Origin of the sequence: Oculatella sp. LEGE 06141, assembly GCF_015207605.1 — a bacterium.
In the GTDB taxonomy this organism is placed as follows: Bacteria; Cyanobacteriota; Cyanobacteriia; order Elainellales; family Elainellaceae; genus Oculatella.
Genome location: NZ_JADEWO010000019.1, coordinates 22381 through 38809 on the forward strand (window position 1 = coordinate 22381; position 16429 = coordinate 38809).

Here is a 16429-nt window from a genome sequence, read left to right on the forward strand (position 1 = left end):
GCCAGTTCTGTTTCAAAGTTCCCGTTCGGCTGAGCGCTCACGTCGAAGCCAGCATTGGGGGTTTGGGGGATGAATGCCGCCCGTTTGGTACTTTTAAAGCAACCTCTAAGAGCAAGTGTATGAAGGTTTGGCAAGCTGATTTTTATCGTCGTCCATTACAGGACGATGCAGGCCATGCGTTGTGGGAACTGGTCGTTTGTGGTGCGGCAGGGGAGTTTCATGTTGAAGCATTCTGTTCGCAACCGGCGGCCAATTCAGCCTGGTTGGCGGCACAGTTGCAGGCCATAGCGGACGATCGCCCCCTTCCCGATATCATCCAGGTTTTTCGTCCTCAGTCCCTCAGTTTAATTGAAGCAGCGTGTAAACCGTTAGGAATAGCGGTAGAGCCAACCCGCCGTACTCCTACCTTGAAGCACTGGTTACAGCAACGAGCCGAACAGTACCGCACGATGGCAAATTATACGGGGCAGCCCTACGCGCCAGTGGAGTTAGAAAAGCCACCTCCGGCACCTCTACCGGAGACCCTATGGGGAGAACGGTGGCGATTTGCGGCAATCGATGCTGGCGATCTCGTTCCCGTTTTCCAACATAGACCTATTCCTATTTTAGAAATGCCGGAGGCATTGTTGCCACTTCGCTTAAACGTGCCCTCCACGGTTGCGGTGCCCGGTGTAGTGATTGATGGCGGGCGGCAATCGATGCAACTAGCTCGCTGGCTGCAACAGGTTCGTCCCGTGTCGTTAACCTATATTCCTGGTGAGCCAGATGGATTGATTTTAGAAGCGGGATTGGTCGATCGCTGGATTGTGGCTACCTTCGATGATCGTGAGGTGGCGGCGGCGGCTCAAACCTTTAGGGAACGGTTATCTGCCAGCCAAGGACTCCACTTTTTGTTGGTGCAGCCCGATGATACTGGAGTAACCTACAGCGGGTTATGGTTGCTGCAATCCGATCGCCAAATTGGGCACTGAGACAGATGTGAGCGCTTGAAGCAACCTGGAGAATGGGCAGCGCAGATTCAATAGGGTAAATCTAGCATCATGATTGTGGCTAATTCAGACCTTCTGAACACCGCTCGCCAGCACAAAACCGAATTGATGGAGCGGCTGTTTGGCGTCTCGGCTCAGTCGGTTCAGGAAGAGCAAACGGCAATGATCAGCGCTCTTCCGGCAGGCAGCAACGTTGTGGGCATTGGGTTTGGTACGAAGATGACATCCGCAGGTGTGGTGCACTCGGATCTAGCCGTGCGGGTGTATGTGCGGGTCAAGTTACCCCGGCGATCGCTCTCCCCCGGTGAAGAAGTGCCGCTAGAGATTAACGGCGTGCCAACCGATGTGGTTGCGGTTGGTGATATTACAGCGTTGGTTCGTCCCACGCCCTGCGGTGTATCGGTGGGTCATCCCAATATCACGGCTGGAACGCTAGGATGTCTGCTGCGGTTGGCTGATGCCCCGGATGATAATCCTTACATTCTGTCTAACAATCATGTTATGGCTAATTCCAATCTGGCTCAAATTGGTGATCCGATTTTGCAACCTGGTTCCATTGATGGGGGAACGGCAAACGATGCGATCGCAGAACTGAGAGATTTTGAGCCGATTCAGTTTGATAACCGCAGCAACTTCATTGATGCCGCGATCGCCAGAGTAATGAATGCCAATGATGTATTGCCTGAGATTGTTGATATTGGCAGAGTGCAGCAACCGCCAATTGAGGCCGCGCTCTACCAATCGGTGCGTAAACGAGGACGAACCACCTTACAAACCGTTGGCAACATTGTTGATTTGAGTGCAGATATTCGAGTGGTGGTAGGAAACCAGATCGCCAATTTTGAGAACCAGTTAGCCATAATTGGCATGGGGCAGTTGTTTAGTTCGGGCGGTGATTCTGGCTCGCTCATTGTAGATGCGTTGAATCGGCAACCGGTTGGGCTGCTGTTTGCAGGCGGTCGCGATGTCACCTTTGCCAATCCTATTGCCGCTGTGTTGTCCCGTTTCCAGGCCGAGATTATTTGAGGAGAAACGAGATGGCCGAGTCTCCAGATTTACCGCGTCTTAAACAGCTTGCCAAACAGCAGTTTGGGCAACAACCGGGGGTACTCGGAGTTGGCATTGGGGAGCGATCGCTGCGAATTTACGTACGATCGTCTGATGTCTGCTCTCAGTTGCCCGGCGAGTTTGAGGGCGTGGCGATCGACTGTATTGTCACGGGCGATATTACGACTCAGTTTGGATAGCATTATCGCGGGTCGTCTGGCTTTTGCCTGGGGCAAGTGGCAGACAACTAAAATCCTGCCAGTTCAACCCAGTTTCCCGGTAGAATAGCCCCGGTAGAATAGCTTGGCATTGCAACTTAAATGGCAAACGTTATGGATCAGGTCAAAATTGGGATCATTGGCGGCAGCGGTCTGTATAAGATGGATGCCCTGAAAGATGTAGAAGAAGTGCAGGTTGACACTCCTTTTGGTGCCCCGTCTGATGCCCTGATCCTGGGAACGCTGGAAGGCACGCGGGTGGCGTTTTTGGCTCGTCATGGTCGCAACCATCACCTCACCCCGTCAGAATTGCCGTTTCGGGCTAATATCTATGCGATGAAACACCTGGGAGTGGAGTATCTACTATCCGCCTCAGCCGTTGGCTCCCTCAAAGCAGAAGTAAAGCCGCTCGATATGGTAGTGCCCGATCAGTTCATCGATCGCACCAAAAATCGGGCATCGACCTTCTTTGGCGACGGCATTGTGGCGCACATTGCCTTTGGCGACCCGATTTGCAAAAACCTGGCTAGTGTGTTGACTGAGGCGATCGCCAGCCTCAATCTACCGGAGGTCACTCTGCATCGGGGCGGCACCTATGTTTGTATGGAAGGCCCCGCGTTTTCAACCAAGGCCGAATCTAACCTTTATCGCAGTTGGGGTGCCAGCATTATTGGCATGACGAACCTGCCCGAAGCCAAGCTAGCCCGAGAAGCCGAAATTGCCTATGCCACGCTGGCACTGTCCACCGACTATGACTGCTGGCACCCGGATCACGACAGCGTCACCGTCGAGATGGTGATTGGCAACCTGATGAAGAATGCGGTCAACGCTCAGCGGGTGATTCAAGAAACGGTGCGTCGCTTAAGTGCCAATCCTCCCACGTCGGAAGCTCACTCTGCCCTGAAGTTTGCCATCATTACGCCGCTCGACAAAGCACCCGCCGCCACCAAAGAAAAGCTGAACTTACTGCTGCACAAGTATTTGCCAGAATCGTAATGGGGCACCAGTCGCACATTTGATCTCAGAGGATGTCTTAAAAGTGCTAAGCTCCAACTCGAACCGCCCCCTAATCCCCCAATTTTGGCTTCGACGTGAGCGCTCAGCCGAACGGGGACTTCCGAATCAACTCTGTTTCAAAGTCCCCCAAAATTGGGGGATTTAGGGGGCTAATTTAGAATGTTGAGCCATTCTCAGACACCCTCTCAGAACAGCTATTAAAAAAAGCGGGTCTGAACCCGCTTTTTCGTTACAATATGACGGCTTGAACTGGTTTTGTTTAGCGATCGACCGATCCCATGATGATGTCGATGCTGCCCAAAATTGCCATAATGTCGGCAACCTTTACCCCGCGCAACAACTGGGGCAAAATTTGCAGGTTGTTGAAATCAGGTGCGCGAATCTTCCAACGCCAGGGGAAGACGTTATCATCCCCGATGATGTAAATTCCGAGTTCACCCTTTCCAGTTTCCATGCGAACATAATGCTCCCCGGCTGGAATCTTATAGGTCGGGGCAATCTTTTTCGCAATAAACTGGTAGTCTGGATTTTTGGCCCAGTCGGACTTTGGCCCTTCTGCAATCCGTCGCGCCTCTAGATTCTCGTAAGAGCCGCCCGGAATTCCCTTCAGGGCTTGCCTGATGATTTTAATCGACTCGCGCATCTCTCGCACCCGCACGATGTAGCGAGCAAAACAGTCGCCAGCCGTTTCCCAATGCACATCCCAATCAAAGTCGTCGTAGCATTCGTAGTGGTCAACCTTGCGTAAATCCCACTTAACGCCAGACGCTCGCAGCATTGGCCCCGACAAACCCCAGTTGATAGCATCGTCGCGGGTAACGGTGCCCACTCCCTCAACCCGACGGCGGAAGATAGGGTTGTTGGTGATCAGGCGTTCGTACTCATCAACTTTGGGCAGAAAATAATCGCAGAAGTCTTCGCATTTATCAATCCAGCCGTAGGGCAGGTCGGCGGCAACACCACCAATGCGGAAGTAGTTATTGTTGATCAGCCGCTGACCCGTTGCTGCTTCCCAGAGGTCATAAATTAACTCTCGTTCGCGGAAGATGTAAAAGAACGGGGTTTGTGCGCCCACATCTGCCATGAATGGCCCCAACCAGAGCAAGTGGTTTGCAATCCGGTTCAGCTCCAGCATGATTACACGAATGTAGCTAGCACGCTTGGGTACTTCAATGCCCGCCAGCTTCTCTGGCGCGTTGACAGTAATCGCTTCGTTAAACATCCCCGCCGCATAGTCCCAGCGACTGACGTAGGGGATGAACATAATGTTGGTGCGATTCTCTGCAATTTTTTCCATGCCTCGGTGCAGGTAGCCGATGACAGGCTCACAGTCAATCACATCCTCACCGTCCAGGGTGACAATAAGCCGCAACACCCCATGCATTGAGGGATGATGTGGCCCCATGTTAATCACCATGGGTTCGGTTTTGGTTTCAAGCATTGCCATAAATCAGCAATCTCCCGATTATGAAGGTTTTGGCAACCGCACCGATTCAGCTTTGGGAGGTCGTCTCCAACGGTTCGGAGGAGCGTAATTGCCGCCTGTAACCAAACACCCGGAACGCTCAGCAGATCGGCACCAAAAGTCTAGATGGACTTCAGTGTTTACGTTTCTTCTCAATTATAGGGATAGAGCGCCATCCGTGTAGCCTCGATTTCAAGTTGAATTCAAGTTGAATAAGTCAAATCAGTCTGGGTGGGGTGCAGTTGGGAAGCAAAATGAGCCGCGCTACGACTTTGCTCCTCAGCAACGGGTGTAAAACGGTGCGCTACGCTGTTGTCTAAAGCCCTACTGTTATTGGAGCGGCTATAACCTGTAACTGAATGAGTGCAATGAGTCAAACGGAAGCGATCGCCTTCTCCCACATTCCGGTGTTAGGCAACGAAATAGTCGAAGGGCTGGCTATACAAGCTGGAGGTCATTATCTGGATGCAACGGTAGGGGGCGGTGGCCACAGTCGGCTCATCTTAGCAGCGGCTCCAGAGGTGCAGATCACGGCGATCGATCAAGATACCCAGGCGCTGGCTGCGGCTCAGGCCACGCTAGCGGAATATGGCGATCGCGTTCAGTTTCATCACAGCAACTTTGCGGTCTATGTTCCTGGAGCCGAGAGGTTTGACGGCATTGTTGCCGATTTAGGCGTTAGTTCAGCGCAGTTTGATATTGCCGATCGCGGCTTTAGCTTTCGCCATGCAGCACCGCTCGACATGCGAATGAATCAGCATCAGCCGCTTACCGCTGCCGAAATCGTTAACCATTGGGATGAAACGAAACTCGCCACTATCTTTTTCACCTACGGTGAGGAACGGCTGTCGCGCCGGATTGCACGACGCATTGTCGAGCGGCGACCGTTTCAAACCACCACCGAACTCGCCGAGGCGATCGCCTATTCTGTTCCTCCCAAATACCGCTACGGACGCATTCATCCAGCGACACGGGTGTTTCAGGCGTTGCGAATTGCGGTCAATCAAGAGCTTGAGGTGCTGGAGCAATTTCTTAAAACGGCTCCGAACTGGCTCAAACCGGGTGGACGCATTGCCATTATCAGTTTTCACAGCCTGGAAGATCGAATCGTGAAACACACGCTGCGCCAACAGCCAGAGCTAACGGTATTAACCAAAAAACCGATTCTGCCCACCGATGACGAGATCCAGCGCAACGGGCGATCGCGCTCGGCCAAGCTGCGAATCGCACAACACCTTTAGGGCTACACTCCCGTCTATCTTTCAACCTCGCCTGACGGGCGATCGCTAATCCAACGGAATGCTATAGATCCAATCTTGATACTTGGGGTCACGGTTCTCAGTAATGGCAGAAAGCGTCTCCCGCAACTGGTTGGTGATGGGTCGTTCGGTGGGCAGGTCGTAGATTTCAAGTTTACGAACCGGGGTAATTCGAGCTGCCGTACCGCTGAGAAATAGCTCATCTGCCACCAGCAGTTCTGATTTATCGACCGGACGTTCGACGGTGGGAATGCCAAGATCTCGTGCCAGGGTCAAAATACTGTCGCGAGTGATGCCTTCCAGGATGTCTTGCTCATAACCAGGGGTAATCAACTGCCCGTTACGAACCACAAACACGTTCATGCCAGAGGCTTCGCTGACTTTACCCTGGGTGTTCATCAAAATGGCTTCGTCAAACCCCGACTCAACGGCTTCAGTTTTAGCTAACGAAGAGGTGATGTAAGCGCCGCTAATTTTGCCCCGGAGCGGCAAACTGCGGTCTTCCTGGCGATACCAGGAACTAAAGCGACAGGTCACTCCATCGGGAGACAAGTAATCGCCTAGCTCCAGCCCATACACAAAAAAGTCTTTTTCGACGTTGTGCAGTCGCGGTGAGATACCCAGATCTGACGTGTAGACAAACGGACGAATATAAAATGACGTGGCAGGCTGGTTCTTTTTGACAAAATCAGTGATGACCGCTTGAATTTTGTCGGCGGGTAAGTCGTAGTTCAGCAGTTTAGCGCTAGTGCTCAGTCGGCGGCAGTGGCGATCGAGCCGAAATAGCAGGATCTGCCTTGGGTTTTGAGGGTCGGGAATGCCACGCAGCCCCCCAAATGCACCCGTTCCGTAGTGCAACGCATGGGTTGCGATCGAAAGCTTGGCATCAGCAAATGGCAGAAATCGGTTTTCAAAATAAGCAACAGGTAAAAAGTTATGCATGGTGCAAGCCATCCTCTAAAGGCTGCGTCATTGCGAATGAGGCGCGAGCGCTAGTGGTGTGTATTGATATCATATTGCGCCTGGGATACCACAATTAGCCAGCAATTAGCCAGCACGAAGCGACATCACCCGGTGCCACCCTTTGTACGATGCCCCCAGTCTTTTTGCAATACCAGAATTAAAGCGGCTAAACGCATTCTAAGGGGTGGACAATGATTGACAACGTCAGGTTTTGTTACCCGCAAATTGAGGGTTTGTAGATCACCACCACAGCGTCAGAAATTTTAGAAAACAACAATGTTTAACGTTTTGTGTAACAATCTGAATCTTTCTTTAAGGATTTACACATCGTATCAGTCATTTGCAGAGGAAACCGCTATTAATGGTATATAGAACAGCAAATTCAAACGGTTTGAACCCGTTGAGCGAATTGTTCTGGCCTGTGCTATTTCTTGATCTAGCCAGCCAGCTTGAGTAAACTGCCAAGACTGGGAGCGATCGCTCCTATTAAGTCGGTATACCTATAAAATCGGTATATAGATAGATAGACACTCAAAAATTAGACACGTCAGACTAAATGGGGTTTAAGACGGACTAACCACCCACCTGTTTACAGGTTAATATTGTCTGAATCAGCAAGTGTTGTTAGCTAATTCTTCTCGCTATCCTGAAAGGTTGCAGATATTGATTATGAGCGAAATTCGTGTTGCCCTAATTGAAGATCACGATTTGACTCGTGTAGGAATGCGTACTGCGCTGCAGCAAAAAGAAGGCGTCAAGGTAGTTGGCGAAGCTGCAAATGCAACCGAGGGCTTAAAGCTGTTACAAGCATCCAAGCCAGACGTCGCAATTGTCGATATCGGCCTGCCCGATATGGATGGGGTCGAGCTGACTCGCCGATTCAAAGCAGCTCGGCTCGAGGATGAAGAAACGCCTGAAACCAAGGTTTTGATCCTGACGTTAAACGACAGCGAAGAAGCGGTGCTGGCTGCGTTCGCTGCTGGAGCCGATTCCTACTGCATGAAAGATGTCAGCCTCGATAAACTGGTTGAGGCGCTTCAAGTCACCAATGAAGGCAACAGTTGGATCGATCCAGCGATCGCACGGATTGTGCTGAAGCAATCCAAGCAGCCGTTGCCCGAAAACATTGAGATGAAGACCGTCGCGATCGATGCTGTGGCTCCTGAGTACAGCCAGATTCTAGAAACCTATCCTCTCACCGAACGAGAATTAGAAGTTCTAGAGCTAATTGTGGCTGGTTGCAGCAATGCCGCGATCGCCGAACGTCTCTATATCACGGTGGGTACCGTCAAAACCCACGTCCGCAACATCCTCAACAAGCTCTGTGCTGATGACCGCACACAAGCCGCTGTGCGAGCGCTGCGGTCTGGCTTGGTTGGGTAACCCATGCGTTACTCACTCAACTGAATTCAAGCTCATGGATGGGCTTACACCCTGGTAGATGACGAGTCCACCAGGGTTCTTTATTGGGCGGTGCTGAATCGCGATCTGAATTTGCCCTCCAACCCTCCGTTCCAGAAAATGTCCGAACCGTCAAAGTCGAATTGGGGAATTTGGGGGTTGATCAGAGCCATGATCTCTCAATGATTTATCTGTCCGTTCAGCCATGTTCCTGATCGCGCCCCCTTCCGATAGCCGCCGCCAACCGCTCGTGTTAGCAACATGGCGAACCAGGGTACTTTTACTTGAGAACCTACGTCACTCACACGTCACTCACAACGGTTAGACGAACTGGCTCATTGACCATCCTGAGCGATAGAGCGCCAACCTCACTGAGAACAGGAGCAATGAATGAATGAAGCAGATTTGGGCAAGCTCAGGCTAATGGTTGTTGATGACGAATCCGATAATTTGGATTTGTTATACCGCACATTTCGCCGCCAGTTTGAGGTCTTTTTAGCCGACAGTGCGTTCAAAGCCTTACAGGTTTTAGAGCAAGAAGGAGAAATGGGCATTATTATCTCCGATCAGCGAATGCCCAAAATGAACGGCACTGAATTTCTGAGCCTCACCGCCGAGCAGTTTCCCGATACCATTCGCATCTTGTTAACGGGTTACACCGATGTAGAAGACCTGGTTAGCGCAATCAACGCTGGCAAGGTCTTCAAATACATCACCAAACCCTGGAAACCAGACGAGCTAAAAACCACGATTCAACAGGCCGCTGAAACCTACCGTGTTTTAAAGAAACGCACAAATGAACTGCACCGGGCGCTGCGCCGAGAATCGCTATTTAACACCGTCACTACAGCGATTCGAGGCTCTTTAGACTACCACAGTATGCTCCAGTCGGTTGTGGAGACGGTGGGGCAAACGTTTGCTGCCGATTGTTGTGTGCTACATCCCATAGAAGCGACGGGAACCACTGCCCATCCTTGCCATCTCGTCCCTGAAATGTACTCCTTTGTGCAGCCGGGAACGATCGCCGCACAGCAACCCACCATCACTCAAATAGACGAAACTATCCTGCTCTCTGCCGTTGAACAACATCAAATTCAGCTGATCCCCGCCGCAGAAACCCAGCAGGGGCACACCATCCTGATTGTGCCGTTGAGCTATCAGCAGGAAGGGCTGGCCGTTCTCGTTCTCTATAAACAAGGGCCAAACCATCCGTGGATGGCTGAAGAACTACAGCTCATTGCAGGCGTAGCAGAACAGGCCGCCCTGGCTATTTCTCAAGCCAAGCTCTATCAGCGGATTCAAGAGCAGACTGAGCAAATGCGTGCCGAGCTATCGGTCGCCCGTCAGATTCAAAGCAATCTTCTGCGCCAAAGCTGGTCTGAGCCAGAGGGGGTTAACATTCAAGCCTGTTGCTACCCGGCACGCGAGGTCGGAGGAGACTTCTTTGAAGTCTATATTCATCCCCAGGGTGATGTCTGGGCGGCGGTAGGGGATGTTTCTGGGAAAGGGGTTCCGGCTGCTTTGTTTATGGCTAGCGCCATTTCCTTGCTGCGACGCGAACTATCGCAGGAAATCTCACCCGAACCGAATAGTGTGCTGAAAAACCTGAACAGCAGCCTGTCAGAAGATTTAGTCAGCAGCAATTGCTTTATTACAATGGCGCTGGCTCGCTACAGTCCTTCTACTCAGGAGTTGGCCTATGCCAACGCCGGTCATGTTTATCCGTTGGTTTGGTCACCTACGTTGGTTAATGCCTCTGGTGCAGAGTCAGCCACGGCTGGGTCTGTTGCACCATGCTGCCCTGAGCCGAATTATCTCAAGGTGCGGGGCGTGCCGCTGGGGATTTTGCCAGATTGGCGATCGCCTGCGGGCACTACAACGCTAAAGCCGGGGCAAGTCTTGCTGTTAATTAGTGACGGCATCACAGAAGCCACGGTGATGGAAGAAGCGGCTGATGGCACCAGTAGCCCGTCGATGCTTCGAGAAACTGGACTGTGGCAACTGCTGCTACAACAGTCTGGCACATTGAATTTGAATCAGTTGTTGACCATGATTCAGGCTCGCAATCCGGTTCAAGACGACGATCAAACCATACTCTCTCTGGAGGTTCTGTAGGTAATGAGGACCGAACTGCACGTCCCAAGTGACCTCAAGTTTTTGACGATTGTTGAAGGTTGGTTGCTCGGCTCTTTAGAGGTCGAGATCGGTGATTACGTCGATTGGTCGCGGCAGTCAAACCGACTGCGCCTGGTGTTGGTGGAGGCATATTCTAATGTCGTCCGTCATGCCCATCGAAATCAACCTAATCTGCCCGTACTCATTCGCCTGGAACTCAAAGACCACAATATTTGTTTAGAAATTTGGGATCACGGTAAAGGGTTTGATTTATCGACCTATTTACCGCCTGCTCCAGATGATCATCAAGAGGGTGGTTATGGCTGGCTGATTCTCAACCGTTTGATGGATCGGGTGGAATATCGGCTGCAAGTCAACGGACGCAACTGTTTGATGCTAGAAGCCAGTCTCCCCAGCGAAGAGCCTTGTTGATCTCTGGTTGAGCGCATTGGCTGAATTCATTCCACCCCGATCCCCGATCTCCTCACTCTGGACGCACCGGCAGCGCATAGAAACCCAAGATGTTGGCTACTGGACGTTCGCGCATGGGAATTTTGGTGTGGATCGGCGCGTTTAAGAGCGTCGCGCCGTGTGCCGTTTCCAATGCCAGTGTCGTTGAACCGCCGCCATCCAGGTTGATCGCGGCATCTGCTCCAAGCTGGATCACTATCTCCGCTAATTCTGGCAGGGTTACGCCCTGGCTGTAGAAGCGTTGCTTGCCATCGACCACAATCAGCCACAGTTTTTGCCCTGATTGGTCGATCGCCACTGCTACGCGTGCGTAGGGTTTAACCTGGTCGGGTGAATGCTGATCGATCTCTACCGCTTTGCCGTTGGCTACTAACACTCGATTTCCGGCAACCGCTTGTTTTGTATGGTTGGGACATTTTGCCTGGTTGAAAATATGGGCACGCTGATGGTCTAAAAAACAAAGAACGACCCAGTTCGTTTCCGCTGCTGAGTATTCCGTACCGTTGGAAATGGCTTGCCCCACAACATTAGCGCGATCGCCACTGTGGGGATAGTAATTCCAGGGCGTTTTTTCTGTAAACGGATAAAAGAAGCTAGCATTCACGGCAAGCTGTAGATCAAACTGCGTCAGAAACTCTGACACGGTATAGGCAGTCGTTTCTGTTTGGTCGGGGGTTGGGGTGCCAGGAGCAACGAACGCCCGAACGCCCGGAGCCGTGAGATCAACAGAGATGAGATGGGTCACAAATGGACGAGGAGATGCGTGAATTTGCCGTTGATAGACAATGCCCTGAAACAGCGATCGCGTTTCCGCTGTCCGGGCTGGACGCAAAAAGTGGGGTATCCCATAAAAGACAAAGGGCAGTATCAGCAAACTGCTGCCAATCGTTTTGATAAATAGCTTCATTCCACCCAGCGACTCCATGTCTCGTCCTCACGCTCTTAATTTCTCGAATCGAAATTTACGGAACTGTTCCTTTCGCGGCCAAAACTTGAACAGAGCCGACTTCAGTGGATCTGATCTGCGCGGCTGCGACTTTAGCAAGGCGCAACTGATGGAAGCGAATTTTGAGCGGGTTAAAACCGGGCAAACTGTCCAGCAAACGCTGATGTGGTTTATGTTTACCGTCACCATTGGCTGGCTGGTCGGAGATACCCTCAGCCGCTTGATTTTTGGGGTGGTGGGTCAATCTCCAGAGGATGAAGCCTGGCCGTTTGTACTCATGCTGCATGGCGTTTTGGGCATGGCAGCAACGAGCGCCGGGATTTGCGCCGTTCGCGGCGATCGTACCAAGGCTGGACGAATGCCAGAACTGCTGACCAGCACGGCGATCGGTGCGCTGCTCGGCTTTTTCTATGTGGGCAGCCTGACGGACAACAATCCAAAACTGGCGATGGCAGGCTCAGCGATCGCGGCAGGGTTGACGGTGGTGGCTCGGTTGCGATGGCACAATCGGCTGATGGCGATCGCCATCGCAACAACAGGGGTGGTTGCCACGTACGGCTTTGCTTTCCTGCTGGGAACAACGGCGATCGCCTGTCTTAGCGGGCAGGTGTGGGGGATAGGTCTGCTGCTGGGTCTGTTGTCAATTCTGTATGTTGGGCTAACGATTGAAGCGATCGGGCTAGTGCTGAAATCGATTCGGTGCGCGGTGGGTACATCCTTTCGGGGCGCAAACCTGACCCACGCCAAATTCGATGGAGCCAGGTTACGCAATGCCGACTTTTCTGGAGCCGTTGGGTTTTGGGAACGATAGCCCTCTCTGGGGATAGCCTTCCTGCAATGGGTAGGGCAATGGGTAGAGGCAAACATTGCCCTTGTGTCTATCCGCCAATCAGCATAGAGGTTTACCCGTCGCGTTTTCATAGATCAAGGTTGCCGCTAACCCTGTCCATCCAGTTTGGTGATTAGCGCCCAGTCCGGCTCCGTTGTCTCCATGGAAGTATTCATAGAACAGCAGCAGATTGCGCCAGTGCGGATCAGACTGAAATAGCGCGTGCCCTCCATGTACCGGGCGCTGGTCAGCTTCGTTTCGTTGAAAAATGCGGACAAGACGTTGCGAGAGTTCGATCGCCACTTCGGCCAGGGTCAGCCATTGCCCGGAGCCAGTAGGGCACTCAACTTTAAAGTCGTCTCCCAGGTAACGATGGAATTTTTGCAAGGATTCAATGATCAGCAGGTTCATTGGGAACCATACGGGGCCGCGCCAGTTAGAGTTGCCGCCAAACATGCCGCTAGTCGATTCGGCTGGTTCATAGGCGACCTGATGCCACTCTCCGTTGACCTCGAATCCGTAGGGATGGTCAGCATGATATTTGGAGACCGATCGCACGCCATAGGGACTCAAGAACTCAGTCTCGTCTAGCATTCGTTGCAAAATGGGCTTGAGCCGATCTGGATTCACAATTGCGAGTAGGCGATCGCCCTGGCTGGCCTTGGGTTCCAGGGAGGCAATGTTCGTTTGCAGGTTGGGGCGATTTTGGATGAACCACTCAAACCGTCTCTTAAACTCCGGGAATGCCTCTAGCATCTCTGAGGACAACAGTTCCACGGCAAATAGCGGCACCAGCCCTACCATCGATCGCACCTTCAAGCGGTGGCGATCGTCATCCGGGGTGTGCAGCACATCGTAGAAGAAGCGATCGGCCTCATCCCACAAATGAATGTCGGTGCTGCCCATGTGATTCATGGCATTGGCGATGTAGAGAAAATGTTCAAAAAACTTGCTGGCGATATCTTCATAGGCGCGGTTGGTTTTAGCCAGTTCCAGGGCGATCGCCAGCATGTTGAGGCAGTACATGCCCATCCAACTGGTGCCATCGGCCTGCTCTAGATAGCCACCTGTAGGCAGCTCAGAACTGCGATCGAAAATGCCGATGTTGTCTAAGCCAAGGAATCCGCCCTGAAAAACATTGTTGCCATTGTTATCTTTGCGGTTCACCCACCAGGTAAAGTTCAACAGCAGCTTTTGGAAGACCCGTTCCAGAAACTCGGTATCGGCATGGCCATACAGCGCTTTTTCAATTTGGTACACTCGCCAAGTGCCCCAGGCATGGACAGGAGGATTGACATCGCTGAAGTGCCATTCGTAGGCAGGCATTTGCCCATTAGGATGCATGTACCATTCCCGCGTCAGCCGATCCATTTGCCGTTTGGCGAAGTCTGGGTCGATCATGGCCAGGGGAACGGTGTGGAACGCTAAATCCCAGGCGGCATACCAGGGAAATTCCCATTTGTCGGGCATGGAGATGATGTCATCATTGAATAGATGAATCCACTCTTCATTACGGGCATTGTGTCGCTGGGGCGTGGGCTGGTTCTCATCCCCTGCCAGCCAATCTTCTACCACATAGTGATAGTACTGCTTGGTCCACAGTAAGCCTGCAAACGCCTGCCGCTGAACGTTACGGGCATCGTCAGAATCATCAGGAGCAAAGCGCCGATAAAACTCATCTGCCTCCTGCTGGCGTTGCTGAAGTGTAGCCTCACTGTTTGCAAAGGCATCCATTTCTGGTTGTGGTGCCAGGTTAGATAAGCGCAAGCGCAAGACCTGTGTTGCTCCGGCCTCCAGGGTGCATGAATAGTGTGCGGCGGCTTTAGTGCCCCACCGTTCTGGGTTTACCGCTTCGGTTTTGCCATGAACGATGTAATCATTGATGCCATCTTTGACGTAGGGTGATGAGTTCGCCACGCCAAATAACCGTTCATTGTTTGTTTCGTTTTCGGTAAACAGCACTTCGTCGGGCGTTTGACAGTAGAGCCAGCGATCGCCCAGGTCAGGATGAGCAGCATGAATGATGCGATTGCCATTGCGAGACTCAACCTCTCGCATAAAGGGCTTTTCGTTATCTCCTCCCCATGACCAGGTGTTGCGAAACCAGAGAGTGGGCAACAGGTGCAAGGGTTTGGCTTCGCTGGCGCGGTTGGTAACGCTGATCTGGATCAGAATATCTTCGTCGCTGTGCTTGGCATAGTCCACCACCACATCAAAGTAGCGGTTGTCGTTAAAAACACCCGTGTCCACCAGTTCAAACTCAGGATCATGAAAGCCACGATGCTGATTTTCGGCCACCAGCTCGGTATAAGGGAATGCGCTCTGGGGATATTTGTACAAATACTTCATGTAGGCATGGCTAGGCGTGTTGTCGAGGTAAAAGTAGTACTCTTTGACATCCTCGCCATGATTGCCCTGAGGCCCCGTCAATCCAAAAATGCGCTCTTTAATGATCGGGTCTTGCTCATTCCAGAGGGCGATCGCAAAACACAGGCGTTGATGGTTATCGGAAATACCGCCAATGCCATCTTCGCCCCAGCGGTAAGCCCGCGATCGCGCCTGGTCGTGGGGAAAATGATCCCAGGCTGATCCATCAGAGCTATAGTCTTCGCGCACGGTTCCCCATTGGCGTTCGCTGAGATAAGGCCCCCACCTGCGCCAGTAGGCCGTGCGATTTCGATCGGCTTCTAACCGGGTTTGTTCAGCAGTCATAGTATGTATTGGATGAACGTTTGTAGGGAGGTTTGAAATGGAGTAACGGCCTCAAGGGCGTAGCATGAGCCGCTGAAACAGGCCGAAAAGTCTTGCCTGTACTTGTTTCTTGCAGGAGTTTCTTGCAGGAGGCCACGCCCTTAGCAGGTGTCGAGTTACCAATTAGACGTTTTTACCCATCATTTATGCAGACCAGGGTTCTTGAAAGTCGGCATAGAGGGTTAATCCGCCGTCGATAAATAGAGTTTGTCCGGTGATGTAAGCTGCTTCATCAGAGGCTAGAAAAGCAGCGGCGGCGGCCATTTCTTCTGATGTTCCGGCTCGCCCCATTGGGATATGGCTCTCGACCTCTGCCTGTTTTTCGGGGTCTTCTGTCCAGGCTTCATTGATCGGGGTAATGGTCGCTCCGGGGGCGATGCCATTCACGCGGATGCCACGGTTGGCGTATTCTAGCGCCAGGGTTTTAGTCATGTTTCCCATACCGCCTTTGCTGATGGAATAGCTGACATACAGCGGACGGGGAATGATTTCGTGAACGCTGGAGACGTTGATGATGACACCCGATCGCTTCTGCTCCACCAGATGCTTAATGGTTTCCCGCGCACACAGAAACGCGCCTCGCAGATTAACTCCAATGATGCGATCGAACTCATCGGAGCCCAGTTCATGCGAGGCTTTTTCACTTTGAATGCCGGCATTGTTGATCAGAATATCCAAACTGCCCAATGTCTCAATCACGGTGTTCACCATGTTGATGATGTCTGATTCGTTAGAAACATCGCCTTGAACGGGCAGCGATCGCACGCCGCATCCTTCTATGTCGCTACAGGCTTTTTGAATGGCTTTCTCTTCGGTTTCCTCTGCCCGTTCCGGATTGCCGCGATAGTTAATTGCAATGTTGCATCCTTCTTGCGCTAAACGAATGGCGATCGCCTGCCCAATGCCTGATGTGGCACCTGTAATCAGCGCCGTTTTACCTTTGAGTCCTTTCATATTC

The 16429-nt window shown here is 52.1% G+C and carries 14 protein-coding genes; 9 read left to right on the forward strand and 5 right to left on the reverse strand.

Translation table 11 applies throughout. From position 1 onward, the window contains the following. Window positions 1-119: 119 nt before the first annotated feature. The 4 genes from IQ268_RS14665 (at window position 120) to IQ268_RS14680 (ending at window position 3250) form a co-directional block, all read left to right on the forward strand. Window positions 120-971, forward strand: a complete 852-nt coding sequence (locus IQ268_RS14665) for a Tab2/Atab2 family RNA-binding protein (protein ID WP_193880179.1) — start codon at window positions 120-122, stop codon at window positions 969-971. Between the two features lie 69 nt (window positions 972-1040). Next, window positions 1041-2015 (forward strand): hypothetical protein, encoded by a 975-nt coding sequence (locus IQ268_RS14670; RefSeq protein WP_193880181.1) that lies wholly within the window; start codon window positions 1041-1043, stop codon window positions 2013-2015. Window positions 2016-2026: 11 nt separating this feature from the next. Next, window positions 2027-2236, forward strand: a complete 210-nt coding sequence (locus IQ268_RS14675) for a hypothetical protein (protein ID WP_193880183.1) — start codon at window positions 2027-2029, stop codon at window positions 2234-2236. Between the two features lie 132 nt (window positions 2237-2368). Continuing rightward, a complete protein-coding gene (locus tag IQ268_RS14680) occupies window positions 2369-3250 on the forward strand; it encodes an S-methyl-5'-thioadenosine phosphorylase (RefSeq protein WP_193880368.1) in 882 nt (293 codons plus the stop codon). A gap of 280 nt (window positions 3251-3530) precedes the next feature. Here IQ268_RS14680 and IQ268_RS14685 read toward each other — a convergent pair whose 3' ends face one another. Further along, complete coding sequence (locus IQ268_RS14685; RefSeq protein ID WP_193880186.1) at window positions 3531-4718, reverse strand: NAD(P)H-quinone oxidoreductase subunit H; 1188 nt, start codon at window positions 4716-4718, stop codon at window positions 3531-3533. 386 nt (window positions 4719-5104) lie between these two features. Here IQ268_RS14685 and rsmH point away from each other — a divergent pair, with 386 nt between their 5' ends. Then, window positions 5105-5977: a 16S rRNA (cytosine(1402)-N(4))-methyltransferase RsmH gene (gene rsmH / locus IQ268_RS14690; protein ID WP_339383312.1), complete on the forward strand. Its 873-nt coding sequence runs from the start codon at window positions 5105-5107 to the stop codon at window positions 5975-5977. 45 nt (window positions 5978-6022) lie between these two features. Here rsmH and IQ268_RS14695 read toward each other — a convergent pair whose 3' ends face one another. Further along, window positions 6023-6937 (reverse strand): branched-chain amino acid transaminase, encoded by a 915-nt coding sequence (locus tag IQ268_RS14695; RefSeq protein WP_193880192.1) that lies wholly within the window; start codon window positions 6935-6937, stop codon window positions 6023-6025. 690 nt (window positions 6938-7627) lie between these two features. Here IQ268_RS14695 and IQ268_RS14700 point away from each other — a divergent pair. The 3 genes from IQ268_RS14700 to IQ268_RS14710 all read left to right on the forward strand — a co-directional run bounded on the left by IQ268_RS14700 (window position 7628) and on the right by IQ268_RS14710 (window position 10906). After that, window positions 7628-8341 carry a response regulator transcription factor gene (locus IQ268_RS14700; protein WP_193880195.1) on the forward strand — a complete coding sequence of 238 codons (714 nt, stop codon included), beginning with the start codon at window positions 7628-7630 and terminating at the stop codon, window positions 8339-8341. A gap of 408 nt (window positions 8342-8749) precedes the next feature. Then, window positions 8750-10474 carry a SpoIIE family protein phosphatase gene (locus IQ268_RS14705; RefSeq protein WP_193880199.1) on the forward strand — a complete coding sequence of 575 codons (1725 nt, stop codon included), beginning with the start codon at window positions 8750-8752 and terminating at the stop codon, window positions 10472-10474. Window positions 10475-10477: 3 nt separating this feature from the next. Further along, complete coding sequence (locus IQ268_RS14710) at window positions 10478-10906, forward strand: anti-sigma regulatory factor (RefSeq protein ID WP_193880202.1); 429 nt, start codon at window positions 10478-10480, stop codon at window positions 10904-10906. Window positions 10907-10958: 52 nt separating this feature from the next. Here IQ268_RS14710 and IQ268_RS14715 read toward each other — a convergent pair whose 3' ends face one another. After that, window positions 10959-11870, reverse strand: coding sequence for a phosphodiester glycosidase family protein (locus IQ268_RS14715; protein ID WP_228035373.1), 912 nt, complete (start codon window positions 11868-11870; stop codon window positions 10959-10961). Between IQ268_RS14715 and IQ268_RS14720 the strand changes: the two genes are divergently transcribed. Continuing rightward, window positions 11869-12702 carry a pentapeptide repeat-containing protein gene (locus IQ268_RS14720; protein ID WP_193880373.1) on the forward strand — a complete coding sequence of 278 codons (834 nt, stop codon included), beginning with the start codon at window positions 11869-11871 and terminating at the stop codon, window positions 12700-12702. The genes IQ268_RS14715 and IQ268_RS14720 overlap by 2 nt on opposite strands. 78 nt (window positions 12703-12780) lie before the next feature. Here the strand turns inward: IQ268_RS14720 and IQ268_RS14725 are convergent, their stop codons facing one another. Continuing rightward, a complete protein-coding gene (locus IQ268_RS14725) occupies window positions 12781-15432 on the reverse strand; it encodes a glucosidase (protein WP_193880206.1) in 2652 nt (883 codons plus the stop codon). Window positions 15433-15615: 183 nt separating this feature from the next. Continuing rightward, window positions 15616-16425 carry a glucose 1-dehydrogenase gene (locus IQ268_RS14730; RefSeq protein WP_193880209.1) on the reverse strand — a complete coding sequence of 270 codons (810 nt, stop codon included), beginning with the start codon at window positions 16423-16425 and terminating at the stop codon, window positions 15616-15618. Window positions 16426-16429: the final 4 nt, after the last annotated feature.